Below are 24,270 nucleotides of genomic sequence, written 5' to 3'. Positions count from 1 at the left end.
CGGCAGTCCGCCGGAAATGCCGTCCGGCGCACCGGCGCGTGCGGGTAGCGAACGGGGCATCGGCGACGCCGCTGGCACCCATGTGCGCGCCATGCTGACCGCCGCGATTACCGGGCAAGGCATGTCGTCCGACAGCCGCCGCCGGATGCCGACGCGGACGGCGGCGCCCGATCCTGCCGAGGCCGACTTCGCCGTCCATCGCCAGCGCTATATCGCGTTGCAGCAGCAGATGGAACGCGAAATCGCCGGTCTGCGCGGGCGGCTGCGGGCTGCACTGACGTCGCGCACGCCGCAGGCAGCCCGGCTGGCCATGCTGGATGCCGTCATGGAACAGGTACTCGGCGCGCGCGAACAGGCCGTGCTTGCCGCAGTGCCGGGGATGCTGGAACCGCATTTCACACGGCTGCGCGACACCGAGGGCGCGTGGCTAACTGTATTTCGCAGGGACATGCAGAGCGTACTGCTGGCCGAGCTGGAAATCCGATTCCAGCCCGTGGACGCCCTGCTCGCCGCCCTGCGCGACATCTGATCGAACTATATGAACAGACACCTCACATCGCTCGTCGCGCCACTCGTTGTCTTTCTGGCTGGCCTCGCCGTCGTCGGCTGGGTCGGCGCCGGCTACGCGGGCACGAATGCGCTGGCGCTGGCCGTCACACTGCTCATTGGCGGGTTTTACGTGGGCGGCGCGTTCGAACTGCGCCGCTACCGCCAGGCCACGGCTACCCTGCCCGTCGCGCTTGCCAACCTGGCCGCGCCGCCGACCAGCCTCGGCGCGTGGCTCGACAGCCTGCATCCCAGCCTGCGCAATGCGGTACGCCTGCGCGTGGAGGGCGAGCGCGTTGCGCTTCCTGGACCGTCGATGACGCCGTATCTGGTCGGCCTGCTGGTGCTGCTGGGGATGCTCGGCACCTTCCTCGGCATGGTCGGCACGCTACGCAGCACCGGCGTGGCGCTGGAAAGCGCCGCCGACCTGCAGGCGATCCGCGCTTCGCTGGCGGCTCCGGTCAAGGGTCTTGGCTTCGCCTTTGGGACGTCTGTGGCTGGCGTAGCCACCTCGGCCATGCTCGGGTTGCTTTCGACGCTTGCCCGCCGCGAGCGCGTGCAAGCGGCGCAGATGCTGGACGAGCGCATCGCCACCACGCTGCGCGCGCATTCGCGCCATCACCAGCACGACACGGTCTTCGCGCTGTTGCAACGCCAGGCCGAACTGATGCCCACGCTGGTGGATCGACTGGAAACCATGGCCACGACGATGGCCCGCCAGAACGAAGCGCTCGGCGAGCGTCTGTCGGCCAGCCAGGATGCTTTCCATACGCGGACCGAAGCAGCCTACGCGCGGCTGGCCGATACCGTCGGGCAGTCGCTGAAGGAAGGCATCGCGGACAGCGCTCGGGCCGCCAGCGCGGCGATCCAGCCAGCCGTCGACACCACCATGACCGGCCTCGCCCGCGAAGCCTCCACCATGCGCGACACCGTCACGCAGACCGTGCGACAGCATCTGGACGACCTCTCCACCCGCTTCGACGCCACCACTACCGCCGTGGCCGACACATGGCGTCAGGCGCTCGCCGAACACCAGCAGGTGAACGCCTCTCTGACGTCAGACCTGCGCGCATCGCTCGACGGCTTCGGCGAAACCTTCGCGCAACGCTCGACGGCGCTGGTCGACGGCATCGGCACGCGCCTCGACACGGCCGCCGCCGACGCCGCCAGAACGTGGGATGCCGCGCTGTCGCGCCTCGAACATACGGGCGAATCGCTCGCCAGCGCCAACCACCAGGCGATGACCGACGCCTCAGCCGCCTTCTCGCAGCACGCCGCCGACATCGCGGGTACGGTCAGCCAGTCGCACGCCAACTTGCAATCCCAACTGGCGGCACAGGAAACGGAGCGCCAGACGGCGCTAGCCGAACGCGATGAAACGCGGCTTGCCGCGTGGCGCGACACGCTGGCAGCCATGGCCGCCACCATGCGCGACGAGTGGCAACGGGCCAGCACGCAATCGGCCACTGACCAGCAGGCCGTTCGCGATGCCCTGGCGCAAAGTGCGCGCGACATCGCCACGCACGCCGAGGCTCACGCGACCGGCACGCTTGCCGAGATCGACCGCCTACTGCAGACCACGACCACGCGGCAATCGGAACTGGCCGCGCGTGACGAACAGCGCCTCGCCGCGTGGCGCGACACACTGGCCGACATGGCCGTCACCATGCGCGATGAGTGGCAACAAGCCAGCTCGCAATCGGCCGCTCATCAGCAGGCTGTCCGCGATGCCCTGACGCAAAGCGCGCGCGACATCGCCACGCACGCCCAGGCTCACACCACCGGCACGCTTGCCGAAATCGACCGGCTTCTGCAAACCACAACCACGCAGCAATCGGAACTGGCCGCGCGTGACGAACAGCGGCTCGCCGCGTGGCGCGACACACTGGCCGACATGGCCGTCACCATGCGCAATGAGTGGCAGCAGGCAAGCTCGCAATCGGCCGTTCATCAGCAGGATGTCCGCGATGCCCTGACGCAAAGCGCGCGCGATATCGCCGCTCACGCGCAGACGCACGCCTCCGGCACGGTTGCTGAAATCGATCGCCTGTTGCAGGCCGCGTCCACGCTGCAATCGGAACTGGCCTCGCGCGACGAACAGCGCCTTGCGGCGTGGCGTGACACGCTGGCCACCATGGCCGCCACCATGCGCGATGAATGGCAACAAGCGAGCACGCAATCGGCCGAGCATCAGCGGGAGATCCGCGACACCCTCGCCCGGACCGCCAACGACATCGCCACGCACACGCAGGAGCAGGCCAACGGCACCATCGCTGAAGTGGCCCGCCTGGCGCAGATCGCGACCGAGGCACCCAAGGCCGCCGCCGACGTCATCGCCGAACTGCGCCAGAAGCTCACCGACGGCATGGCGCGCGACAACGCAATGCTTGAGGAGCGTGGGCGTCTGCTCGAAACGCTCGGCACGCTGCTCGATGCCGTGAATCACGCCTCCACCGAGCAACGTGCGGCCGTGGATGGGCTCGTCACGACTACGGCGGACCTGCTGGAGCGCGTCGGCACGCGCTTCACCGAGCAGGTGGCGCAGGAGACCGGCAAGCTCGATGGCATCGCGGCACAGGTCACGGGCGGTGCCGTCGAAGTGGCGAGCCTGGGCGAAGCCTTCGGTATGGCGGTACAGGTGTTCAGCGCATCGAATGACAAGCTGGCGGAGCACCTCACCCGCATCGAGGCCGCGCTCGACAAGTCGATGACGCGTAGCGACGAGCAGTTGGCCTACTACGTGGCGCAAGCCCGCGAGGTGGTGGACCTGAGCATGCTGTCGCAGAAGCAGATCCTTGAGAACCTGCAGCAGTTCTCCGCGCAGCAGGCAGGAGCCGAGGCGGCATGACGGACGATTTCGACGCCGGCGCGGAGCCCACCGTCCCGGCCTGGGCGGTGTTCGGTGACCTGATGTCGGTCATGCTGGGCGCCTTCGTGCTGGTGCTGCTGGGCGTGATTGGCGTGCAGATGGAACTGTCGGCACGGCTCGAGAACGAGGTCAAGCAGCGGCAAGAGGAACTGAAGCGACGCCAGACGCTGGAGGAAGCGCTCGCCGGGCCGCTGGCGGCTGGCCGGGTCACGCTCAAGGACGGGCGCATCGGCATCAGCGGCAATGTGCTGTTCGCGCTGAATTCCGACCAGTTGCAGCCGGAAGGCCGCGCGCTGCTCAAAAGCCTTGCCGCGCCGCTGTCGGCCTATCTGGGCGCGCGCGACGAAATCCTGATGGTCAGCGGTTTCACCGACGACCAGCAGGTCAGGGAAGGCAACCGGCGATTTGCCGACAACCTGGAACTGTCGGCCCAGCGGGCGCTGACCGTCACCCGCGCGCTGATCGAAGCGGGCCTCCCCCCGGCTTCGATCTTCTCGGCGGCATTCGGCTCGCAGCAGCCGGTCGCGTCGAATGCCACAGAGGAAAGCCGGGCGAAGAACCGACGCGTGGAAATCGCGCCAGTGCCGAGGGTATCTGCCGGGGCCGGGGCCGGGGCCGGTGCCGGTGCCGGGACCACGAAACCCCATGCATAACGACGGCCCGCTCGATCCCCTTACCCTGCTCGACGGCTGGCGCGACAGCGGCGCAGACCGTGCAGACCCCGTCCGCTTTCGCTTTATCGAGACGATGGCGCAACGCGCGTCCGGCTATAGCGGCGAAGCTGGCCGTCTGCTCGATGTGCGGGTAGCCAGGCTGGTGGCGGAATACGGGGAGATGCTAGCAGGCAACGCGGGCGCGTCGGACGAGGTAGCGCCGCCAGAGGCACAGTCGCAACGGCTCGACGCCCTCGCGGAACTCGCGGCGCTCAGGGAGCGCCTCGGCCAGCATACGCAGCCAGCCGCCGCGGCCACCACCACCCACGCTCACGTTCACACTCACACACCAAACGCCCTCATCCCGCAGCGCGCCGCCCCCGTCGAACCGGAACTGGCCGACTACTTCCGCGACACTTGGGCTCGCGTCAGTGTCGACCGGCAAATGCGCCAGTCACAGGCCGGCGTGCCCGAGAACGCCGGGCCGCTGAATACGAACCATCTGGTGCATCGGTCACTGTCACTGATGCGCGAGGTGTCGCCCGGGTATCTGGAACAGTTCCTGTCGTATGTCGATGCACTGTCGTGGCTGGAGGGGATGCACCCCATCTCGCTGGTACCCGACCGCAAGGCACGCGCCAAATCGGGCAAGACGGGAAGCGGCACCGTCTGAAAGGGCCGGCGCGCAAGGCGTCGGCTTGTCGTACCGGCAATCACCATTGCTCCGTCTGTGCGCAACCGCACAGAGCAGCACCGCGACACGCGCATAGTCACTCTCGCAGTACCGAGTCATCCGATTCCTGACCGACTGGGTAGCGAGCCATGAAACCAGAGCCCTTTGTAGTGACCCCGGACGCGTACGCACGCCCGCTCAACGTCGTGGGCGAGAAAATCACGGTGCTGGCCTCGAGTGCCGCCACGCAGGGCTACGAGGTGTTCCTGCAGCATGGCGAGGAAGGCAGTGGGCCGCCGCCACATAGCCATGACTGGGACGAATCGTTCTACGTCACCAGGGGCAGTGTCGAGATCGGCTATGGCGATCAGGTCTTCGCGGCACCGGTCGGCACGTTCGTCCATATTCCAGCCGGCACGACGCACTCGTTTCGCTTCGGTGCCGGCGGAGGCGAGATGATCTCCGTCACCAGCCACGGCGGCAATGCCTCGCATCTCTTCGCCCGCATTGACGAGACCGTCCCTCCGGGCCCGCCCGATCTGGAAAAGCTCCATGCGGTGGCGCAGGAGTGCGGCGTGACGATTCCGGGATGACAGGCCGAGGCCGCGTGATCGCGCGGCAGCCGCCCGAATGGATGGATCAACGCTTGATCTTCACCGCCCGTTTCGCGGCCGTGCCTGCACGTTTGCCGCTGACGGCCTTCGCGCCCGGAGCGGCCACCGCTGTCCGCTCCTTTACCTTGCCTGATGCCGCTGCCGGCAGCGCCTGAGCGGAGCGCATCTGCTGGCTCTCGCTGGTGGTCACGCCAATGGTACGTGCCAGTTGCCGACTGACGCTGATATAGGCGTGCCCCAGCCTGGCATCGAAGTACAAGGAATCCCCGCGTGCCATTCGCACGAACTCGCCATTCGCGAAGTGCACCTCGACTTCGCCGCTCAGCACATAGATGAACTCCTCGCCGGGGTGGCTGGCAAAGACCTCCGGCCCCGTGATGTGCCGCGCGTGGACGGTGGCCACCGTCGGGCTCATCTGTTTCCCGGCCGCCTCGGTACAGAGAAACTCATAGGCAATCGACTGGCCGGTATAGACCACGCCCTGATTGGCACGCGTGACGATGGGCCCCTGGAACGGCGCCGCAGTCTCCCCCGCTCCGGCGAACATCTCGCCCATGTCCATTTGCAGCGCTTTGCCAATGGCCGCGAAGTTGTCGTAGCCGAGCGCAAGCTGGCCACGCTCCGCGCGCGAGATAGTGGTGATGGATACGCCGGACAGCTCCGCAAGGTGGGCCAGCGTCCAGCCGAGCGCCTTGCGCGCGCCGCGCAGGCGCTTGCCGAAGGTCTCCCGGTCCAGCGTGCGCGACGGGTCCACGTGCGCCGAGGCATTAGTCTCTTTCAAGCCAGGATCCTTTCGTGATGACGTGTTGTTGAGCCCGGCACACCCCCCGCGTAGGGGTATGCCCTTGGCATCCGCAATTTATCCGATAATTTGCGTATCCGCAATTTGCGTATTCGCAAATTCTTGAATACACTCGCTGGACCCATGAGCCTGCGCCTCGCCTCGCGCCGGCGTGCAACGTCCCCAAGCACCCCTTGCCAATGACTGCAACCACGGCCCCACTCCGCTCTGACTTTCTGGTAATCGGCGCAGGTATCGCCGGCGCCTCCGTCGCGTACTGGCTCGCGCCGCACGGCAGCGTCACCGTGCTGGAGCGGGAAAGCCAGCCGGGCTATCACTCCACCGGCCGATCCGCCGCGCTGTTCATGGAAAGCTACGGCACGCCTCAGGTGCGCGCGCTGACGATGGCCAGCCATGCCTTTCTCGCAAATCCGCCGCAGGGCTTTGCCACGCATCCGCTGCTGACGCCGCGCGGCGCGCTGATGGTTGCCGCGCCCGGGCAGCAGGCCCTGCTCGACGAGCACTGGGAAATCCTGCGCGCGATGGCGCCCGAGGCCGAACTGCTGACCGCCCAGCAAGCTTGCGAACGCGTGCCCGTGCTGCGCCCGGAGATGGTGATCGGCGCGGTCTACGAGCCCGGCGCGGCCGACATGGATGTCCATGCGATCCATCAAGGCTACCTGCGCGGCATGCGTCAGGCGGGTGGCAAGCTGGTCTGCGACGCTGAGGTCCGCGCCATCACGCGTCATGGCGATGTCTGGCGCGTGGAAGCAGGACATGCCGTCTACGAAGCGCCGGTCGTGCTGAATGCCGCCGGTGCGTGGGCCGACGTGATCGCGCGCCAGGCCGGCGTCTCCCCGCTTGGCCTGCAGCCCTGCCGGCGCTCGGCCTTTGTCTTCCAGCCGCCCGCCGGCATCGACAGCCATGGCTGGCCCATGGTGCATAGCGCCGACGAATCCTGGTACATCAAGCCCGACGCTGGCATGTTGCTCGGCTCTCCGGCCAATGCCGACCCGGTCGAGCCGCAGGACGTGCAACCCGAGGAACTGGATATCGCAATGGCGATCCACCGCATCGAGGAAGCCACCACGCTGACGATCCGCCATCCCGCCCGTACCTGGGCCGGCCTGCGCTCCTTCGTGGCGGACGGCGACCTGGTCGGTGGCTTCGACGATCGCGCGTCAGGCTTCTTCTGGGTGGCTGCGCAAGGCGGCTACGGCATCCAGACGTCCGCGGCCATGGGCGAGACCTGCGCCGCGCTGGCGCGTGGCCTGCCTGTGCCCGCGCACGCCGCGTCCTTCGGGCTGACCGCGGAAATGCTGGGGCCCGCGCGGTTGCGCCGCACAGTGGCCTCATAGCAGCGGGCCCGGCATCCACGGGCCACACGCAGACGAAACGAAAGCACAACGACAGGTACAACAACGACTCCAGGAGACAGCCGTGCGTGTGTTCAGCGCTTCCCTAGCAACCGAGACCAATACTTTCGCGCCGATGCCGACCGGGCTCGCATCGTTCCGCGACCGTGGTTACTTCCCGGCCGGCCAGCATCCGGACCAGATGACCTTCTTCTCCGGGCCGCTGTGGGCCGCGCGCCTGCGCGGCAAGGAGCGCGGCTGGACGTTGCTGGAAGGCATGGTTGCCGGCGCTCAGCCCAGCGGCACCACCACGCGGCACGCCTATGAAACGCTGCGCGAGGAACTGCTGGCCGATCTGCGCGCGGCGCTGCCGGTGGACATGGTGCTGCTCGGCCTGCACGGCGCCATGGTCGCCGACGGCTACGACGACTGCGAAGGCGACCTGCTGCAACGGGTGCGCGCCATTGTCGGCCCCGATGTGGTGATCGGCGCGGAACTCGATCCGCACTGCCACCTGTCGCCCGCCATGACCACGCATGCCGATCTTCTGATCGCCTTCAAGGAGTACCCGCACACCGATGTGCTCGAACGCGCGATCGAACTGGTCGACCTGTGCGCGGCCAAGGCGGCGGGCAAGATCCGTCCGGTCCCGGCGGTGGTCGACTGCGGCATGATCGTCACGGTGCATACGTCGCGCCAGCCTGCGCGTGGCTTCGTCGACCGCATCCAGGCACTGGAAGGCCACAACGGCGTGCTGTCGATCTCGATCGCGCACGGATTCTCCTGGGGCGACGTGCCCGAGATGGGCACCAGGGTGCTCGTCTACACGGACGGCGACGCCACCGCGGCCCAGACGCTCGCACGCCGTCTGGCCGATGAACTGATCGACATGCGCGAGGCGCTCGACGTGCCCTACCCCGGCATCGACGCCGCACTGGACGAGGCACTGGCCTTTGACGGTGGCCCGGTGGTGCTGGCGGATGGCGCGGACAATCCGGGCGGTGGCGCGGCGGGCGACTCCACCTTCATCCTGCGCCGCATGATCGAACGCGGCATAGGCAATGCGGCCATCGGCCCAATGTGGGACCCGATCGCGGCACGCATCGCGTTCGAGGCCGGCGTGGGCGCGCGCCTGCCGCTACGCATCGGCGGCAAGATCAGCCCGCTCTCCGGCGAGCCGCTGGATCTGGATTGCACGGTCAAGGCGCTGATGCCCGACATGGTGATGACCGGCCTGGCCAACGCTCCCATGCAGATGGGCGACAGCGCGCTCGTGGAGGCCAACGGCATCGACATCGTTCTGATCACGCTGCGCAACCAGGCCATGGGAACCGATCTCTTTACCCAGCTTGGCTGCGACCTCGCCGCAAAAAAGATCATCGTGGTCAAGTCGTCGCAACACTTCTACGCGTCCTTCGCGAAGATCGCGCGCCACGTGATCTATGCCGGAGCGCCGGGCGCGGTGACGCTGGACCTGCGCACCCTGCCCTACCGCAAAGTTCACCGCCCGAAGTGGCCGCTCGATCCCGCCTGATTCACGGGACGCTGAGACTCCAATACCAAGACACCTGACAAGCATCAGGACAAAGCAAGACAAGGAGGAGACAAGACATGCAACACCGACCGCTCGCCACGCTCGTCATTGGCACCCTGTTGCTGGCCGGCACCAGCCTGCCGGCGCAGGCACAGGCACAGGCCCCCGCCAGGACGCTGAAGATCGTGCCGCACGCCGACCTGAAGATCCTCGACCCGACCTTCACCACGGCCTACATCACGCGCAACTTCGGCTATATGGTCTACGACACGCTGTTCGCGCAGGACGCGACCGGCAAGCCGCAGCCGCAGATGGTGGAGAAGTACACCAGCAGCAAGGACGGCAAGCAGTGGAGCTTTACGCTGCGTCCCGGCCTGAAGTTCTCCGATGGCAACGCCGTGACCGCCGCGGACGCCGTGGCATCGTTGCAGCGCTGGGGCGCGCGCGACAGCCTGGGACGCTCGATGGGCGAGGCCGGCGCCGAGTGGAAGGTCGTCGACGCGCGCACCTTCACGCTGACGCTGCAGCAGCCCTTTGGGCTGGTGCTGGAAGCGCTGGCCAAGCCCTCCGGCTTTCCGCCGGTGATCCTGCCCGAACGCCTGGCCAAGCAACCGGCCACCGCCCCGCTGACCGAAGTGGTGGGTTCCGGCCCCTATCTGTTCAAGCGTGACGAATGGGTACCGGGCAACAAGGCCGTGTTCGTGCGCAATCCCAACTACACGGGCCGCCGCGAAGCTCCAAGCGGTCTGGCTGGCAACAAGACCAGCCACTTCGATCGCATCGAATGGCTGTACCTCCCCGACGCCAACAGCGCCGTCGCCGCCCTCAAGCGCGGCGAGGTGGACCTGATCGAGCAGCTGCCGCCGGACTACATCACGCCGCTGCGTGCCGATAACAGCCTCAAGGTCGGCTCTGGCGGCACCTACCAGGGAATGCTGGTGATGAACCAGTTGCACCCGCCCTTCAATAATCCGAAGGTACGCCAGGCCCTGCTGCAGGCAGTCAGCCAGGAGCGCTTCACCGCGGCCATGGGTTTCCCGCTGGACATGCGCATGAACTACTGCGCCACGTTCTTCATTTGCGGCAGCCCCAACGACACGGCCGCCGGCGCCGAACCCTTCCGCAAGCCGGATGTCGCCAAGGCCAAGCAGATGCTGGCGGTCTCGGGCTACAAGGGCGAAAAAGTAGTGTTGCTGGTGCCCACCGACATCACCGCGCTGAACGCCGAGGCGCTGATGGCCGCGCAGACCATGCGCAGCATTGGCATCAACGTCGACATGCAGAACATGGACTGGGCCTCGATCGGCGCGCGACGTGCCAAGCGTGACGCGCCGGATGCCGGTGGCTGGAACATGTATGTGACCGTGGCCGGCGAGTTCGACGTCAACACCCCGGTCACCAACGCCTACCTCAGCGCCGCCTGCGGCAACAGCCTGCCCGGCTGGCCGTGCGACAAGCCGCTGGACGAGTTGCGCAGCGCATGGGTGCGCGAGATGGTGCCGGCCAAGCGGCGCGATCTGCTCGATGCCTTCCAGAAGCGCGCCTATGAAGCGGTGCCGTACGTGAACGCCGGGCAGTACTCGTCCGCGTTCGCCGCGCGGGCCAATCTGAAGGGCCTGGACAAGCTGTGGGGCGGCGTGCCCACGGTCTGGGCGCTTGATCGCTGAGCGAGTCTGCCATGGGTTACCTGATCCGCCGCCTGCTGGCCACGCTGCCGGTGATGGCCGTGGTGGCCATCGTGGTCTTCCTGCTGATTCACCTGTCGCCGGGCGACCCGGCGGCACTGATCGCAGGCGACCTTGCCACCGTCGAGGACATCGCGCGCCTGCGTGCCACCCTGGGCCTCGACCAGCCGCTGTGGCAACAGTTCGGGCTCTGGGCCGGCCGGCTCGCCAGCGGAGACCTGGGCACTTCCATCTTCACGCAGATGCCGGTGACCGAGCTGCTGGCGCAGCGGCTGGAGCCGACGCTGTCGATCGCCGCGCTGACCATGCTGCTGACGCTGCTGGTATCGGTACCGCTGGGCACGCTGGCGGCCTATCGCGCGGGTAGCTGGATCGACCGGCTGGTGATGCTGTTCGCCGTGCTGGCGTTCTCGCTCCCGGTATTCCTGGTGGGCTACCTGCTGGTCTATGCGTTCGCAATCCAGTTGCCGTGGTTTCCGGTGCAGGGCTATGCCCGGCTGGCCGATGGCGCCGGGGGTTGGCTGCGTAGCCTGGTGCTGCCGTGCGTCAATCTGGCGCTGGTGTACATCGCCCTGATTACCCGCATGACGCGCGCCACGGTGCTGGAAGTGCTGCACGAAGACTACATCCGCACCGCCCGCGCCAAGGGGCTCGGTGTGCTGCCGGTACTCGGCCATGCGCTACGCAACGCGGCCATTCCGATTGCGACCACGGTCGGCACCGGCATCGCGCTGCTGATCGGTGGCGTGGTGGTGACCGAGACCGTATTCGCGATTCCCGGCGTTGGCCGGTTGGTAGTGGATTCAGTGCAACGCCACGACTACCCGGTCATCCAGAGCGTGCTGCTGCTCTCGGCAGGTGCCTATGTACTGATCAACCTGATGATCGACCTCAGCTACCGGCTGTTCGATCCCCGCATCAAATACTGAGCCGCCATGACCGCTACCCTGCCCTCGCGCCAGGACGCCGCCGCACGGCCGGCGGACGACGACGCGCCGTTCGTGCTGCCCCGCTGGTACTGGGCGCGCAAGCATCCCACCCTCCTCATTGGCGCCGTGCTCCTGCTGGCCGTTGCCGCGCTGGCGATCGCCGCGCCGTGGATCTCGCCGTTCGACCCGCAGGACATCGACCCGCTGGCGCGTATGCAGCCGCCTTCCGCCGAACACTGGTTCGGCACCGATGCGCTGGGCCGCGACGTGTTCAGCCGCGCGGTCTGGGGCGGCCGCGTGTCGATGATCGTCGCCCTCTCGGTCGGCCTGCTATCCACCGTGCTGGGCGTCATCATCGGCCTGACCGCCGGCTTCGTGCGCTGGACCGATGGCTTTCTCATGCGCGTGATGGACGGGCTGATGGCCATCCCGGGCATCCTGCTGGCGATCGCGCTGATGGCACTGACCCAGGCCAGCCTGGGCGCGGTGATCGTCGCCATCACCATCCCCGAGGTGCCGCGTGTGGTGCGGCTGGTTCGCTCGATGGCGCTGACCCTGCGCGAGCAACTCTATGTCGAAGCCGCACACGCGGTGGGCACGCGGCTGCCGGTGATCCTGCTGCGCCACGTGCTGCCCAACATGGTCGCGCCGCTGATCGTGCAGGCCACCTTCGTCGCGGCGGCGGCCGTGCTGACCGAGGCGGCGCTGTCCTTCCTTGGGGTGGGCGTGCCGGCGCAGACGCCAAGCTGGGGCAACATCATGGCCGAGGGTCGCAACTTCGTTGCCGTGGCTTTCCACATCCTGCTGTATCCCGGCCTGCTGCTGGCCGCCACCGTGCTCGCTATCAACCTACTGGGCGACGGCCTGCGCGATGCGCTCGATCCGCGCCTGGCGCGTCAACTCTGAGATGGGAACTGCCATGACGTCCACCCGCAAGGCGCTCCCCGCCGGCACCCCACTGCTGGAAGTGCAGGACCTGCACGTGCGCTTCGACACCCTGACCGGCCCCGCGCGATCGGTCAACGGTGTCTCCTACACGGTGCGCGCCGGCCAGACACTGGGTGTGGTCGGTGAATCCGGCTGCGGCAAGAGCGTGACCGCGCTCTCCATCATGCGGCTGCTGTCCACGCCACCCGCGCACGTGACAGGTGCCGTCCTGCTCGACGGGACCGATCTGCTCACGCTTAGCGAGCGGGAGATGCGCCGCATCCGTGGCAACCGCATCTCCATGATCTTCCAGGAGCCGATGACCTCGCTCAATCCGGTCTTGACCATCGGCCGCCAGATCGCGGAAACCGTGCGCCTGCACCAGGGGGCGAGCCATGCCGAAGCGCTTGCGCGCGCGATCGACATGTTGCGCCTCGTGCAGATCCCCGAGCCCGAGCGGCGCGCGAACGAGTATCCGCATCAGCTCTCTGGCGGCATGCGCCAGCGCGTGATGATCGCGCTCGCGCTGGCCTGCAATCCCGAGGTGCTGATCGCCGACGAGCCCACCACCGCGCTGGACGTGACCATCCAGGCGCAGATCCTCGACCTGATCCGACGCCTGCAGCAGGAGCTGGGCACCGGCGTGGTGATGATCACGCACGACCTCGGCGTGGTGGCGGAGAGCTGTCATCGCGTGGTGGTGATGTACGCCGGGCGCAAAGTCGAAGAAGCGAACGTGGCCGATCTGTTCGACCGCCCGCTGCATCCCTACACACGCGCCCTGATGGCATCCATGCCGTCGATGAACACCGGCAGCAGCCGCCTGACCGAGATCCCCGGGCTGGTGCCGTCGCCCCAGCAACCACAGCGCGGCTGCGCCTTCGCGCCACGCTGCGCCCAGGCGCAGGCCCGCTGCCACACGGAAATGCCCCGGCTTTCGGCACAGGGCGCCGACCACTTTGTGGCCTGCTTCGCCGTCGAGGCAAGTCAATCCGATCGCGTCGCGCCAGTCGACAGTACCCCGGAGACCCTTGCATGAACCCCTCTCAGGAACCTATCGCGGCGACCGCGCAGGCCGCGCCGCTGCTGCAGGTGGACGGGCTGCGCAAGCACTACACTGCGCCGCGCCGCTGGCCCTCGCCGCCGCCCCGGCCGATCCAGGCGGTTGATAACGTCTCCTTCACGGTTGCTCGTGGCGAAACACTGTCCCTGGTGGGCGAATCCGGCTGCGGCAAGACCACCACCGCAAAGTCCGTGCTGCGTCTGGTAGAGCCCACCGCAGGCTCGGTCAGGCTGGACGGCGAGGAACTGCTGACCCTGTCGCCTGCGGAGATGCGCCGCCGCCGGCGCGAACTACAGATCATCTTCCAGGACCCGTACGCTTCGCTGAGCCCCCGTCTGACTGCGGGAGAAATCGTCGCGGAGCCACTGCGCAACTTTGGGATGCGCTCCCGCGCGGAGCGCGAGGCGCGCGTGCAATGGCTGTTCGGCAAGGTCGGCCTGCGCCCCGAGGCCGCCGCGAAGTATCCGCATGAGTTCTCGGGCGGGCAACGCCAGCGGCTCGGCATTGCCCGCGCACTGGCCATGCAGCCCAAGCTGATCGTGTGCGACGAACCGGTCTCCGCGCTCGACGTATCGGTGCAGGCCCAGGTCGTCAACCTGCTGATGGACCTGCAGCAGGAGTTCGGCATCGCCTATCTCTTTGTTGCCCATGATCTGGCCGTGGTGCGCCATATCAGCCGCCGCGTGGCCGTGATGTACCTGGGTCGCATCGTCGAACTGGCCGATCGCGATGCGCTGTTCTCGACGCCGCGCCACCCCTATACCGAGATTCTGCTGTCGGCCGTGCCGGTGCCAAACCCGCGCGCACCGGCACGGCGCATTCTGCTGCAGGGCGATCCGCCCAGCCCGGCCAACCCACCCTCTGGCTGCCACTTTCATACGCGTTGCCCGCTTGCGCAGCCCATTTGCCGCGAGCAGGCACCGGCGCTGACGGCGCGCCCGACGGATGCGCCGGGCGGCCACCAGGTCGCCTGTCATTTCCGTTGAAGGACACACCCATTCCATTTCAGGAGACCCGTAGCATGGCTGAGCAGGCTTCGAACCATCATGATCTGCTGATCCGGGGCGGCACCGTGATCGACGGTAGCAAGGCACCGCGATTCACCGCCGACATTGCCGTGCGCGATGGCCGCATCGCCGCTGTCGGCGACCTTGCCGGTCACACTGCCGAGCACACGCTGGACGCCACTGGCCGCATCGTCGCCCCGGGCTTCATCGACTCGCATACCCACGACGACCAGGCGGTGCTGTCGCAGGCGGCAATGCCGTTCAAGATCTCCCAGGGCGTGACCACGGTGGTGGCCGGCAACTGCGGCATCAGCGCTGCGCCGCTACGCGCCGACATGGACCTGCCGATGCCGCTGGGCCTGATCGATGCACCGCCTGAAGGCCGCTTCACAACCTTCGCCGCCTATCTGGACGCCCTGCGCGCCACCCCCAGCTCGGTGAACGTGGCAGCGATGGTGGGTCACTCCACGCTGCGTGCGGTCACCATGTCCGCGCTGGATCGCCCCGCGAACGACGACGAGATCGCAGCCATGCAGGCGCTGGTCGAGGAAGCGATGCAGGCGGGTGCCATCGGGATGTCGACTGGTACCTTTTACCCGCCGGCGATCAAGGCCACCACCGAGGAGATCATCGAAGTCTGCCGCCCGCTGAGCGCGCGCAAGGCGCTCTATGTCACGCACATGCGCAACGAGTCCGATCAGGTCATGGAAGCGCTCGAGGAGACCTTCCAGATCGGCCGCGCGCTGGACGTACCCGTGGTGGTGTCGCACCACAAGGTGCAGAACACGCCAAACTTCGGCCGCAGCCGCGTCACCCTGCCCTTTATCCAGGAGACGATGCAGCACCAGTGCGTGTCGCTCGACTGCTATCCCTACACCGCCGGCTCCACCATGATCCGCACCGAACCCGCCATGCTCGAGGGTCGCGTGCGCATCGCCTCCAGCGTGCCGCACCCGGAATGCACGGGCCGCGACCTGGATGACATCGCCCGCGAATGGGGCGTCGCCAAGCAGGAAGCCGCGCGGCGGCTGCAGCCCGGCACGGCCATCTATTTCCTGATGGACGAAGCCGACGTGCAACGCATCCTGGCTTTCGACGAAACGATGATCGGATCGGACGGCATCCCGGTCGGCGAGAATCCGCACCCGCGCCTGTGGGGCACTTTCCCGCGTGTGCTGGGGCATTACTGCCGCGAGGTCGGCCTGTTCCCGCTGGAAACCGCGGTCTGGAAGATGACCGGCCTGACCGCGCGCAACTTCGGCCTGCATGGGCGCGGCACGCTGGCGGTCGGCAATCATGCCGACATCGTGGTCTTCGACGCCGGCACCATCCGCGACGCCGCCGACTACGACACGCCCACGCGCCCGGCCGAGGGCATCGACACCGTTATCGTCAACGGCGCCATCACCTGGCACGGCGGGCAGCATACCGGCGCCAGAAACGGCCAGGTCATCAGGCGTCGTCACGCCGCCTGATGACCTGGCGGGAAGCACCGAGGCCGAGTGCCATGAGCCCCGGCCTCGGATGCTTCCGCGTAGCGGCTAGAAGCGGTGGCGCACCCCCACGGCCACGCCGATCATGTTGTCCGCTCCGGCACCCAGGTAGTAAGCATTGGCAAAACTGATCGCCGACGTGTCGAAGTTCAACCCCGAGTTCTTCGAGTAGGCGGTGGTCAGGTAGACGTCGGTACGCTTGGAGAAGGCGTAGTCGGCGATGAAGGTGACCTGCCACGGGTTCTTCACGTTGAAGCCCGCTACGTTCCTGATATCGTCGTAGTAGTAGGCCAGTGTCAGGCCAAGCGCGGCAGTCGCCTGGTAGTTCGCGCCGATCCAGTAGTAGTTGTCGCGCAACAGCGTCGCGTCGGTGGTCCCCTTGTTCAATCCCCAGCGGTATCCACCCATCACCTTGACCGGCCCGGTCTCATAGCTGGCCGCAAGCGCGACTTTCCGGAATGCGCCGGTTGCCCCCGTTGTCGCGGACAGCGTGGGGTTGTATTGGTCGTAGACCACCGTCGCCCCGAACGGTCCGCCGGAATAGCTCAACGAGGCACCGTATCCGGTATCGCGGCGGAACTGGCCCGCGACCTCGCCGGCACCGGCAACACCGTTGCCGAACGACCAGTAGCCACCTGCGGTGACGCCCCCGAACTTGCCGACATACTTGATGACGTTGTCCGAGCGGTAGTTCAGGCCGAGCTGCATGGCAATCGGCTCGTACTGCACGCCGTAGCGGGTAGGCGAGAAGTCGGCCAGCGCGCTGAAGATCGTGGTGTACTGACGGCCCAGCGTGATGGCACCAACGCTGTCGCTCTGCAAGCCCACATACGCCTGACGGCCAAAGATCCGGCCACCCTGCTGCAACTTGCCGTCGTCGCTGCCAAAGCCGTTTTCCAGCACGAACAGCGCCTTCATCCCGCGGCCGAGATCTTCGGTCCCGCGAATCCCCCAACGCGAGCCAGACAAACCGCCGGGCGTCATGCCTATTTTGCTGTGCGCAGGGCCCGGAAAGCCGGGTTGGGTCGGCGCGATGGAGGAATAGTGGCTGACGTACTCGATGTTTGCATCGACGACGCCATATAGCGTGATCGAACTCTGCGCCAGTACGGGCGCGGATGCAGCACTGAGTACAGCAAATACGGTTCCCTGTTTCATGTTTGATGTCTCCTTGTTGGTCTTGGGTGTTACGGGCACTGCACGAAAAAAAAAGGCAAAGCACAGCCAACGCCCCAGGGCGGAAATCCCTGGGGACGGCGTGGTGAAAAAAAGGCAAATGCCGGACTGACCGGGGTCGCGCTGCTACCAGCGCGCCGGCATCATGACCTTCGCAATATGGGGGCGTGAAGAGGAACCTGGAGCTGTGCCTTCAGCTCGGAGGTTGACATTGGCATGGCATCCGGAGATGCCTTTCTAGATTCCAGTGCAGGTACGGGTGCCTGCTGACAATTACTCCGGTTCGATACCTGCTGCCTTGATGGTTTTGGCCCACTTCGCGGTTTCGCTGCGGACAAACGCCGCCAGCTCTTCCGGCGTCGAAGACAGCGGCTGCCCGCCCGTCTTGCCGAAGTGCTCCGCCGCCGCGCTGCTGCCCATGGCCTGCTGGATAAAGCTGCTCATCTGGTCGACGACAGACGTGGGTGTGCCGGCGGGGAAGAATGCCGCCACCCAAGCCGTCAATTCATAGCCCGGCAATCCGCTCTCGTCCATCGTGGGCACGTCCTTGAACAACGGATGCCGCTGTGCGGTAGTCACCGCGATCGCGCGCAGCTTGCCGGCCTGGATCAGCGGCCGCGCCGGCGAGATGTCGGAGATCATGAAGTCGATCTGATGGCCCATCAGGTCGGTCAGCGCCTGGGGCACCCCCTTGTAGGGGACATGCAGCGCTGGCGCTCCGCTCATGATCTTGTAGAGCTCGCTGGCGATACGGGTGGAGGAACTGCCGCTCCCGAACGTCAGCTTCCCCTGCCGTTGCCGGGCCAGCGCCGTCAGATCCGCCACGGTGCGCACCGGGCTGTCGGACGGCACCACCAGTACCAGGCCACTCTTGGCGATCAGCGAAACCGGAGCAAAATCCTTGATGGGATCGTAGGGCAGCTTCTTGAACAACGAGGCATTGGCCGCGTGCGTGGTGTTGGTGGTGATCAGCATGGTGTAGCCGTCGCCCTGCGCAGTGGCAACGGTCTTTGCCGCGATGAATCCGTTCGCGCCGGGGCGGTTCTCGACCACCACGGACTGGCTCGTCTGCATCGTGATGCTTTGGGCCACATAGCGTGCGCTTTCGTCGGTGCCGCTTCCCGCCGGGAACGGCACGACTACGCGTATCGGCTTGTCCGGATACCCCTTGGTCACGGCCGCCGAAGCCATCTCTGGCGCCGTTGCCGATACCGCCAGGGCAGGGAGCAGCCCGAGAAAGCGCCGCCGGTTGATCTGCTGTTCCATTGTGTCTCCTTCTATTTTTGTCTCTGGTAATCCGTCGCAGCGTCGCGCGTCAGGTCACGGCGTCGTGCGCGCGGATGACGATGAATGCCGAGGGAGCACCACCGGCCGCGATGCGTAGAACATGGTTCTCCGGCACGAAGACCCAATCGCCCGCGATCGCGCGGAACGGGTGATCGCCGACCTGGCCGTCCAGCTTGCCGCTGCGCACGAACAGCACCTGTTCCGCGTCCTGTAACGCGTGGGGGGCCACATAACCGTCGGCGGCAAGTTGCACCATGTAGATATCGAGGAACCGGGCGCCCACCGTCTGATGCGAGATGGCCGGGCTGACCCGCGCGCCCACATAGAAGTCCAAGTCAATCGGCGGCGCATCGGTCGGCACGTCACGTACGTCGCCGGCACCGTCCTGGAGGCGCGGATCGTCGATGCCGTCCGCCACCACGGCGGCATTCGGGTTCTCGCTGTAGGGTGGCGCGTAGACCACCATGACTTGCACCGGCTCTTCGCTCACGACTTCGAAGCGGTGAAACATGCCGACCGCGTTGAAGCTCCAGTCGCCCGCCCTCAGCGTGCGACGGTGGCCCGGCAGCACGCCCACGCCCTCGCCGGCCAGCAGGTAACTGGCCTGTTCGAGGTTCGGGTGTGCATGAGGCAATGCGCCATGGCCACGCGTGATGGTGCCAAGCAGCACCTCTACCCGCCGGGCGCCTACCGTTTCCTTGCCGATGATGCGCTGATTGGCGGTACCGGTATGGTTCGCCGGCGAGTAGGTCGCCACGTCCGCTGCACGCAAAACAAATGGGGATGCCATCGTCTGTCTCCTTGTCACGTTGCGATGCAGGACTAGCGACGCGCTTCAGGAATCGTCAAGTCCGGATAGTGTTCGCTCAGTGTCGCCGGGAGCGCGACATCCAGCACGAAGCGATCACCGCGATACCAGAAGAAGCCGGCCATCAGGACATTGCCGTCGACATCGAGAATCGACCGGGCCATCTTCGCGACCGGCGCGCCAAAGATGTAGCCGAGATCGCGCACCAGCACATAGTCCGCGGGCTCGACCGTCAGCGTCATGTACGTGGCACCCATCCGGTCGCCCACGACCTGACGCAGCAGCTGGACAAGCTTGTGCCGTTTCTCGCCACCGCGCGGAAACCGGGCATATACGGAAGTCGCCACGTACATCTCGATGGCGCAGAACGGTGCACCGTCCTGGATATGGAGCTTGCGCACCATCGCATAGGTGTCGTGTGCCTTGCCGAATCTCGACAGCGCTGTCGGCAGGCTGACGCCGTCCCGCTTCTCGAGAATGCGGATCTCGAGATCGGCGGCGCCAACCGCATCATCGTTGATGGCGGCACGCAGACGCTCGTCGAATCCGGATGGCGCCTTGATGACGTGAGTGCCGCGCCCGCGCTGGCTGCTGATCAGCCCCTCTTCGGCCAGCAACGCGAAGGCCTGCCTCACCGTGACCTTGGCGATCCCGTGGGACTGCGCCATCGCGTCCACCGTCGGTAGCTGGTGACCAATCGGGTACTCGCCCGAGACGATCTTGTGCCGAATGACGCTGGCGAGCTGCCGATAACGGGTTACGCCATCGGTGCCGTCTTCGCCCAGCACGCTGTTGTCATTGGCAGACGTGTTAGCCGTGACCGGGCTCATTGCAGTAGCCCTCGCGGCACGCGTACAGGCATGGTCAACAGAATCTGGGCCATGCCCTTGCCCAGGGGGTCGTTGCGCAGAGATGCCATGCCGCCTCCGTCCAGTGCTGACTCACACACGAAGTTCATTGCGTCGAAGCCTGGAAGGTCGTAGCGCGTCACTGGCCCTTCCACGAGATGCGCCAGCCAGTCCGCCACGCGTGCCGGCGTGACCTCCGCACGCAACAGCGGCAGATACTCGGGCCTGCGTGCGATAAGACCGATGTTCGAGATGTCGCCTTTGTCGCCGCTGCGCCCGTAGGCGAGGCGGATCAGGGGTACTTCGATCGTGTCGTGAGGTCCCGCCATCGGGGCAACGACGTCGATGTCGGGGGCTGGCGCGGTGACGGTTGCATCCGCGCTGTCGCCCAAGGGAATCGACACGGCGCTACGCACCCCGTCCATCACGACGACTGGCGCCAGCGCTGCCTTGTCCAGCAGGAAGGCGTACTGCCGGATCGATGGCGATGGGCTGGCACGCCCGCCTCCGCCAGAGCCCGTGGTGCCGGGCGACCAACTCGTTCCCGCGGCGGCGATCTCCCGGGCGAACAGTTCCAGTGGGGCCTTATCCCGGTGCGTGACGGCGATTCGCATGACGACTTCGCGCGTGTGGCGCGTCGCCGCACGCGGCCCGAAGCAGGATTCCGCGCCGAGCACCTCGATGCGGGTGCGGATATAGTCGCCCCAGCCGTTCTCCTCGAAGATCCGGCGCGTGCGCGCGAGGATGGCTTCCCCGGTGCGCTCCGCCTTGGCCACCGCGTCGACACCAATGATCGAAAGCTGGGCATTGCAGCGAAAGCCGTCGATGTAGGTAGCGCTGACCTTATAGGCACCACCGGGTGCGCGTCCACGCGCCCCGCTGACCTCGACCAGATTTTGACCGATCTGCCGCAGTTCGACGCGCGTGAAGTCACACGTGACGTCAGGCAGCAGGTAAGACGCGGGATCGCCGATCTCGTAAAGGACCTGCTCGCCGACGGTGGCGGTGCTCACCAGGCCACCTGTGGCAGAAGGCTTGCCGACCACGAAACTGCCGTCGTCGCGACATTCCACCACGGGATACCCGATGTTCGGCCAGTCCGGCACGCTTTCCCAATCGGTATGCAGCCCTCCGGTTGCCTGGCACCCACACTCGATGATGTGGCCGGCCAGACTGCCCTGCGCCAGCCGGTCATAGTCATCCGGCTGCCAGCCGAACTCATGCATCAGCACACCCAGGGTGACCGCACTGTCGACACAGCGCCCGGTAATGACGATCTGGGCGCCATGATCCAGTGCCTGGCGAATCGGCAACGCGCCCAGATAGGCATTGGCGCTGACGACCTTCTCCGGCAGCGGGCGACCCTTCTGCATGTCGCGCACGCCCGCGTCGCGCAATTGCGGCAGCAGCGGCATCACATCGTCGCCTTCGACCACGGCAATGCGCAGCGAGAGACCCTGTTCCGCCGCCAGCGCGGCGATGGCCTCGGCGCACCCGTGTGGATTCATCCCACCCGCGTTGCTGATGACACGAATGCCACGCTCTGCGATCTCCCCGATCAGGCTCTTCATGGTCACCGTCACGAAATCCGTGGCATAGCCAAGCTCCGGCTTGCGCAGCCGGGCGGAAGCCAGGATCGACATGGTCAGTTCGGCCAGGTAATCGAACACCAGATAATCAATGTTCCCGTGGCGCACCAGTTGCGGCGCGCCTACGCTGCTGTCACCCCAGAAGCCGGATGCGCCGCCGATGCGGATCGTTTTTCCTGTCATGCGTGTGCTCCTATTTGCCGGTCCAGGTGGGCCGGCGTTTCTCACGGAAGGCAAGCTGCCCCTCGCGGGCATCTTCGGTCATGGCCAGCAGGCCGATCTGGCTTTCCGTAAACGCCATCGATTGCGCGAAAGGCATGTCTTCGACGTGCTTGAGGGTGTAAAGGCCGCGACGGATGGCCGTCGGCGACTTGTCGAGCAAGCGCCCCAGCAACCAGTCAATCCTGCCGTCCAGATCGTCATCGACATAGTTGACCAGCCCTGCCGCGAGCGCGTCGGCGGCCGTAATCGGTTCACCGCACAGGCACATCTCGTTGAGCAGCCGGCGCGGCACCAGCGACTGCAGCACGCTCAGCACCTGTGCCGGAAACAGGCCAACCTTGACCTCGGGGAGACCGAAGATCGCACTTCCGCGGGCCACGGCCATGTCGCACATCGCCATCAGCCCCATTCCACCGGCCATGCAGGCGCCGTTGACACGGGCGATCAGCGGAATCGTGGATTGCCGGGCCACACGGAGGAGGTCCGCCAGCCCGAGGTAGGGATCCGAGTAGTCGAACGCGAAGGACTTGCCACTCTGCAAATCCGCGCCGGCGCAAAAGGCCTGTTCGCCCACACCGGTAATGACGATGGCCCGAATCGCGCCGTCACGATTGGCGCCGACGATGGCCTCGCGCAGTCCCTGCACGACTGCCGGGCTCATGGCGTTGCGTCGTTCGGGTCGGTTGATGGTCAACGTGAGAACGGCTCCCCGGACTTCGCTCCTGAGTTCTTCAGTCATTGTCTGTTTCCTTTTCGATCGATGCCATTCTGGTGGCCTGCCTGGAGGCACCCGATGCCATGAGCGCGTCAATCGCCGCATCGTCGTAGCCGGCTTCGCGCAAGACTTCGCGGCTGTGCTCTCCCAGGGCCGGCGCATGGCGGCGCCCCGCCGGAGGCGTTCCGTGCCACTCGCTCGGCACCGCCATCTCGCGGATACGGCCAACCACCGGATGATCCGATTCCGTGAAAAAGCCGATATCGTCCAGATGAGGATCGTCGAGTAGCGACGCGAAGGTATGCATCGGAAAGACCGGTATGTCGGCCTCTTTCAGCAAGGTGCGCCATTCGTCTGTCGTGCGCCGGATCATCTCGTCGCTGACCATGCCGTAGAGCTCGGTGATATACGCGGTGCGGGTAGTGATGTTCGCGAAGCGCGGGTCCGTGTCATACAGCTCCGGCTTGCCGATAACTTTGAGGAAGGTGCGCCAATGATGATCGTGGTAGATCAGGCAGCAGACATAGCCATCCTTGGTCCTGTATGGCCGCCGCTCGGGTGACAGCAGGCGCGGATAGCCGAAGTCTCCCTTTGCGGGAACGAACGTCTCCCCATACAGATGGTCGCCCATGACATAGGGGACCATGGTCTCGAACATAGGAACATCGACACGTTGCCCCTTTCCAGTACGCGCCTGCGAATAGAGCGCCGCGCAAATCACGCCGAAGGCATAGAGGCCCACCGAACGGTCGGCAATGGTGATTGGCAGGTAGCGCGGGATATCGCCGGAGCCGAGCGATACGGCCAGCGGCAGGCCGGTGGCCGCCTGGATCAGATCGTCGAATGCGGCCTGTGGCGCGTAGCGTCCGCGCTGCGAGAAACCGAACATGCCCACATAGACGATGCGAGGATTGATTGCTGCGATCGACTCGTAGTCCAGCCCAAGCCGCTGCATCGCCTGTGGGCGCACGTTGTAGGCCAGGACGTCGGCATCCTTGACCAATCGCAGCAGCGCGTCCTTGCCCGCGTCGGTCTTCAGATCCAGCACGAGGCTGCGCTTGTTGCGGTTGAGACCAAGGAACAGCGGCCCCAGTTTCTCGTCGCCGCAGGGGCCGATGCGGCGTGTGCTGTCGCCCTCTGGCGACTCCACCTTGATCACGTCGGCGCCCAGGTCGGCCAGCATCTGGGTGGCTGACGGCCCCATGAATACGGACGTGATGTCCACCACTTTCACGCCGGCCAATGGGCCGGTTGTCTCCTGTTTCTTCATACTTTTGTCCGCAGTTTGGCTACGTCGACCCATTGGCGAAGCCTCCCATGGGCCAGCGTCAATTAGTTCTATGAATAGAACTATAGATGAAACGCCATCACGGATCAAAGTCCGCGTTTACCCCAGCTGCGGCTTGACGACTCGACGGCCCTGGCCTGTTCCGCGCAGCGGAAGCCCCGCACCACGATGGCGCCACAGGTGCTACGCTGCATCCACTTCCCAACAG

The 24,270-nt window shown here is 66.2% G+C and carries 21 protein-coding genes; 13 read left to right on the top strand and 8 right to left on the bottom strand.

Features of this window, described 5'->3' with window-relative positions:
- The 5 genes from D769_RS04725 to D769_RS04705 all read left to right on the top strand — a co-directional run.
- On the top strand, positions 1 to 529 hold a 529-nt coding region (locus tag D769_RS04725; RefSeq protein WP_008642574.1), incomplete at its 5' end, for a DUF3348 family protein.
- Positions 530 to 538: 9 nt separating this feature from the next.
- On the top strand, positions 539 to 3,394 hold the full coding sequence (locus D769_RS04720) for a DUF802 domain-containing protein (RefSeq protein ID WP_008642572.1): 2,856 nt from the start codon (positions 539 to 541) through the stop codon (positions 3,392 to 3,394).
- A complete protein-coding gene (locus D769_RS04715; RefSeq protein ID WP_008642571.1) occupies positions 3,391 to 4,068 on the top strand; it encodes an OmpA family protein in 678 nt (225 codons plus the stop codon). The genes D769_RS04720 and D769_RS04715 overlap by 4 nt, the downstream gene beginning before the upstream one ends.
- The gene (locus tag D769_RS04710) at positions 4,061 to 4,741 is read left to right on the top strand and encodes a DUF2894 domain-containing protein (RefSeq protein ID WP_008642569.1); all 681 of its coding nucleotides are present in this window, start codon (positions 4,061 to 4,063) and stop codon (positions 4,739 to 4,741) included. The genes D769_RS04715 and D769_RS04710 overlap by 8 nt, the downstream gene beginning before the upstream one ends.
- 149 nt (positions 4,742 to 4,890) lie before the next feature.
- Positions 4,891 to 5,334 carry a cupin domain-containing protein gene (locus tag D769_RS04705; protein ID WP_035883935.1) on the top strand — a complete coding sequence of 148 codons (444 nt, stop codon included), beginning with the start codon at positions 4,891 to 4,893 and terminating at the stop codon, positions 5,332 to 5,334.
- A gap of 46 nt (positions 5,335 to 5,380) precedes the next feature.
- Here the strand turns inward: D769_RS04705 and D769_RS04700 are convergent, their stop codons facing one another.
- Positions 5,381 to 6,136 carry an XRE family transcriptional regulator gene (locus tag D769_RS04700; RefSeq protein ID WP_035883936.1) on the bottom strand — a complete coding sequence of 252 codons (756 nt, stop codon included), beginning with the start codon at positions 6,134 to 6,136 and terminating at the stop codon, positions 5,381 to 5,383.
- A 200-nt stretch (positions 6,137 to 6,336) separates the two neighbouring features.
- Between D769_RS04700 and D769_RS04695 the strand changes: the two genes are divergently transcribed.
- The 8 genes from D769_RS04695 to D769_RS04660 all read left to right on the top strand — a co-directional run bounded on the left by D769_RS04695 (position 6,337) and on the right by D769_RS04660 (position 16,111).
- Positions 6,337 to 7,494 (top strand): FAD-dependent oxidoreductase, encoded by a 1,158-nt coding sequence (locus D769_RS04695; protein ID WP_008642566.1) that lies wholly within the window; start codon positions 6,337 to 6,339, stop codon positions 7,492 to 7,494.
- 82 nt (positions 7,495 to 7,576) lie between these two features.
- Positions 7,577 to 9,025: a M81 family metallopeptidase gene (locus tag D769_RS04690; RefSeq protein ID WP_008642565.1), complete on the top strand. Its 1,449-nt coding sequence runs from the start codon at positions 7,577 to 7,579 to the stop codon at positions 9,023 to 9,025.
- Between the two features lie 77 nt (positions 9,026 to 9,102).
- Positions 9,103 to 10,692 (top strand): ABC transporter substrate-binding protein, encoded by a 1,590-nt coding sequence (locus D769_RS04685; protein WP_008642563.1) that lies wholly within the window; start codon positions 9,103 to 9,105, stop codon positions 10,690 to 10,692.
- Positions 10,693 to 10,703: 11 nt separating this feature from the next.
- Positions 10,704 to 11,639, top strand: coding sequence for an ABC transporter permease (locus tag D769_RS04680; RefSeq protein ID WP_008642556.1), 936 nt, complete (start codon positions 10,704 to 10,706; stop codon positions 11,637 to 11,639).
- A gap of 6 nt (positions 11,640 to 11,645) precedes the next feature.
- Entirely contained in the window at positions 11,646 to 12,545 is a 900-nt protein-coding gene (locus D769_RS04675) for an ABC transporter permease (protein WP_008642553.1), read from the top strand.
- A 13-nt stretch (positions 12,546 to 12,558) separates the two neighbouring features.
- A complete protein-coding gene (locus tag D769_RS04670; protein WP_040010885.1) occupies positions 12,559 to 13,605 on the top strand; it encodes an ABC transporter ATP-binding protein in 1,047 nt (348 codons plus the stop codon).
- Positions 13,602 to 14,615, top strand: coding sequence for an oligopeptide/dipeptide ABC transporter ATP-binding protein (locus D769_RS04665; protein WP_008642550.1), 1,014 nt, complete (start codon positions 13,602 to 13,604; stop codon positions 14,613 to 14,615). Before D769_RS04670 ends, D769_RS04665 begins: the two co-directional genes overlap by 4 nt.
- A gap of 35 nt (positions 14,616 to 14,650) precedes the next feature.
- Complete coding sequence (locus tag D769_RS04660; protein WP_008642547.1) at positions 14,651 to 16,111, top strand: D-aminoacylase; 1,461 nt, start codon at positions 14,651 to 14,653, stop codon at positions 16,109 to 16,111.
- A gap of 66 nt (positions 16,112 to 16,177) precedes the next feature.
- Here the strand turns inward: D769_RS04660 and D769_RS04655 are convergent, their stop codons facing one another.
- The 7 genes from D769_RS04655 to D769_RS04625 form a co-directional block, all read right to left on the bottom strand.
- A complete protein-coding gene (locus tag D769_RS04655) occupies positions 16,178 to 17,287 on the bottom strand; it encodes a porin (protein ID WP_008642545.1) in 1,110 nt (369 codons plus the stop codon).
- 291 nt (positions 17,288 to 17,578) lie between these two features.
- Positions 17,579 to 18,571 carry a tripartite tricarboxylate transporter substrate binding protein gene (locus D769_RS04650; protein WP_008642544.1) on the bottom strand — a complete coding sequence of 331 codons (993 nt, stop codon included), beginning with the start codon at positions 18,569 to 18,571 and terminating at the stop codon, positions 17,579 to 17,581.
- A gap of 49 nt (positions 18,572 to 18,620) precedes the next feature.
- On the bottom strand, positions 18,621 to 19,382 hold the full coding sequence (locus tag D769_RS04645) for a cupin domain-containing protein (protein WP_008642542.1): 762 nt from the start codon (positions 19,380 to 19,382) through the stop codon (positions 18,621 to 18,623).
- A gap of 32 nt (positions 19,383 to 19,414) precedes the next feature.
- Complete coding sequence (locus tag D769_RS04640; protein ID WP_008642541.1) at positions 19,415 to 20,230, bottom strand: GntR family transcriptional regulator; 816 nt, start codon at positions 20,228 to 20,230, stop codon at positions 19,415 to 19,417.
- A complete protein-coding gene (locus tag D769_RS04635; protein ID WP_008642539.1) occupies positions 20,227 to 22,020 on the bottom strand; it encodes an acyclic terpene utilization AtuA family protein in 1,794 nt (597 codons plus the stop codon). Before D769_RS04635 ends, D769_RS04640 begins: the two co-directional genes overlap by 4 nt.
- A 10-nt stretch (positions 22,021 to 22,030) precedes the next feature.
- Positions 22,031 to 22,798, bottom strand: a complete 768-nt coding sequence (locus D769_RS04630; RefSeq protein ID WP_008642538.1) for an enoyl-CoA hydratase/isomerase family protein — start codon at positions 22,796 to 22,798, stop codon at positions 22,031 to 22,033.
- Positions 22,791 to 24,044, bottom strand: a complete 1,254-nt coding sequence (locus D769_RS04625; protein ID WP_008642537.1) for a CoA transferase — start codon at positions 24,042 to 24,044, stop codon at positions 22,791 to 22,793. The genes D769_RS04630 and D769_RS04625 overlap by 8 nt, the downstream gene beginning before the upstream one ends.
- Positions 24,045 to 24,270: the final 226 nt, after the last annotated feature.

The organism is Cupriavidus sp. HMR-1, from assembly GCF_000319775.1.
Lineage (GTDB): Bacteria > Pseudomonadota > Gammaproteobacteria > Burkholderiales > Burkholderiaceae > Cupriavidus > Cupriavidus metallidurans.
This window is presented reverse-complemented; position numbering and strand designations above follow the sequence as displayed.

What these genes read in the sequence shown, in the direction of transcription:
- D769_RS04720 (WP_008642572.1), top strand. Translation starts at nt 539, where the DNA reads ATGAACAGACACCTCACATCGCTCGTCGCGCCACTCGTTGTCTTTCTG.
- D769_RS04715 (WP_008642571.1), top strand. Translation starts at nt 3,391, where the DNA reads ATGACGGACGATTTCGACGCCGGCGCGGAGCCCACCGTCCCGGCCTGG.
- D769_RS04710 (WP_008642569.1), top strand. Translation starts at nt 4,061, where the DNA reads ATGCATAACGACGGCCCGCTCGATCCCCTTACCCTGCTCGACGGCTGG.
- D769_RS04705 (WP_035883935.1), top strand. Translation starts at nt 4,891, where the DNA reads ATGAAACCAGAGCCCTTTGTAGTGACCCCGGACGCGTACGCACGCCCG.
- D769_RS04695 (WP_008642566.1), top strand. Translation starts at nt 6,337, where the DNA reads ATGACTGCAACCACGGCCCCACTCCGCTCTGACTTTCTGGTAATCGGC.
- D769_RS04685 (WP_008642563.1), top strand. Translation starts at nt 9,103, where the DNA reads ATGCAACACCGACCGCTCGCCACGCTCGTCATTGGCACCCTGTTGCTG.
- D769_RS04680 (WP_008642556.1), top strand. Translation starts at nt 10,704, where the DNA reads ATGGGTTACCTGATCCGCCGCCTGCTGGCCACGCTGCCGGTGATGGCC.
- D769_RS04675 (WP_008642553.1), top strand. Translation starts at nt 11,646, where the DNA reads ATGACCGCTACCCTGCCCTCGCGCCAGGACGCCGCCGCACGGCCGGCG.
- D769_RS04670 (WP_040010885.1), top strand. Translation starts at nt 12,559, where the DNA reads ATGACGTCCACCCGCAAGGCGCTCCCCGCCGGCACCCCACTGCTGGAA.
- D769_RS04665 (WP_008642550.1), top strand. Translation starts at nt 13,602, where the DNA reads ATGAACCCCTCTCAGGAACCTATCGCGGCGACCGCGCAGGCCGCGCCG.
- D769_RS04660 (WP_008642547.1), top strand. Translation starts at nt 14,651, where the DNA reads ATGGCTGAGCAGGCTTCGAACCATCATGATCTGCTGATCCGGGGCGGC.
- D769_RS04655 (WP_008642545.1), bottom strand. Translation starts at nt 17,287, where the DNA reads ATGAAACAGGGAACCGTATTTGCTGTACTCAGTGCTGCATCCGCGCCC.
- D769_RS04650 (WP_008642544.1), bottom strand. Translation starts at nt 18,571, where the DNA reads ATGGAACAGCAGATCAACCGGCGGCGCTTTCTCGGGCTGCTCCCTGCC.
- D769_RS04645 (WP_008642542.1), bottom strand. Translation starts at nt 19,382, where the DNA reads ATGGCATCCCCATTTGTTTTGCGTGCAGCGGACGTGGCGACCTACTCG.
- D769_RS04640 (WP_008642541.1), bottom strand. Translation starts at nt 20,230, where the DNA reads ATGAGCCCGGTCACGGCTAACACGTCTGCCAATGACAACAGCGTGCTG.
- D769_RS04635 (WP_008642539.1), bottom strand. Translation starts at nt 22,020, where the DNA reads ATGACAGGAAAAACGATCCGCATCGGCGGCGCATCCGGCTTCTGGGGT.
- D769_RS04630 (WP_008642538.1), bottom strand. Translation starts at nt 22,798, where the DNA reads ATGACTGAAGAACTCAGGAGCGAAGTCCGGGGAGCCGTTCTCACGTTG.
- D769_RS04625 (WP_008642537.1), bottom strand. Translation starts at nt 24,044, where the DNA reads ATGAAGAAACAGGAGACAACCGGCCCATTGGCCGGCGTGAAAGTGGTG.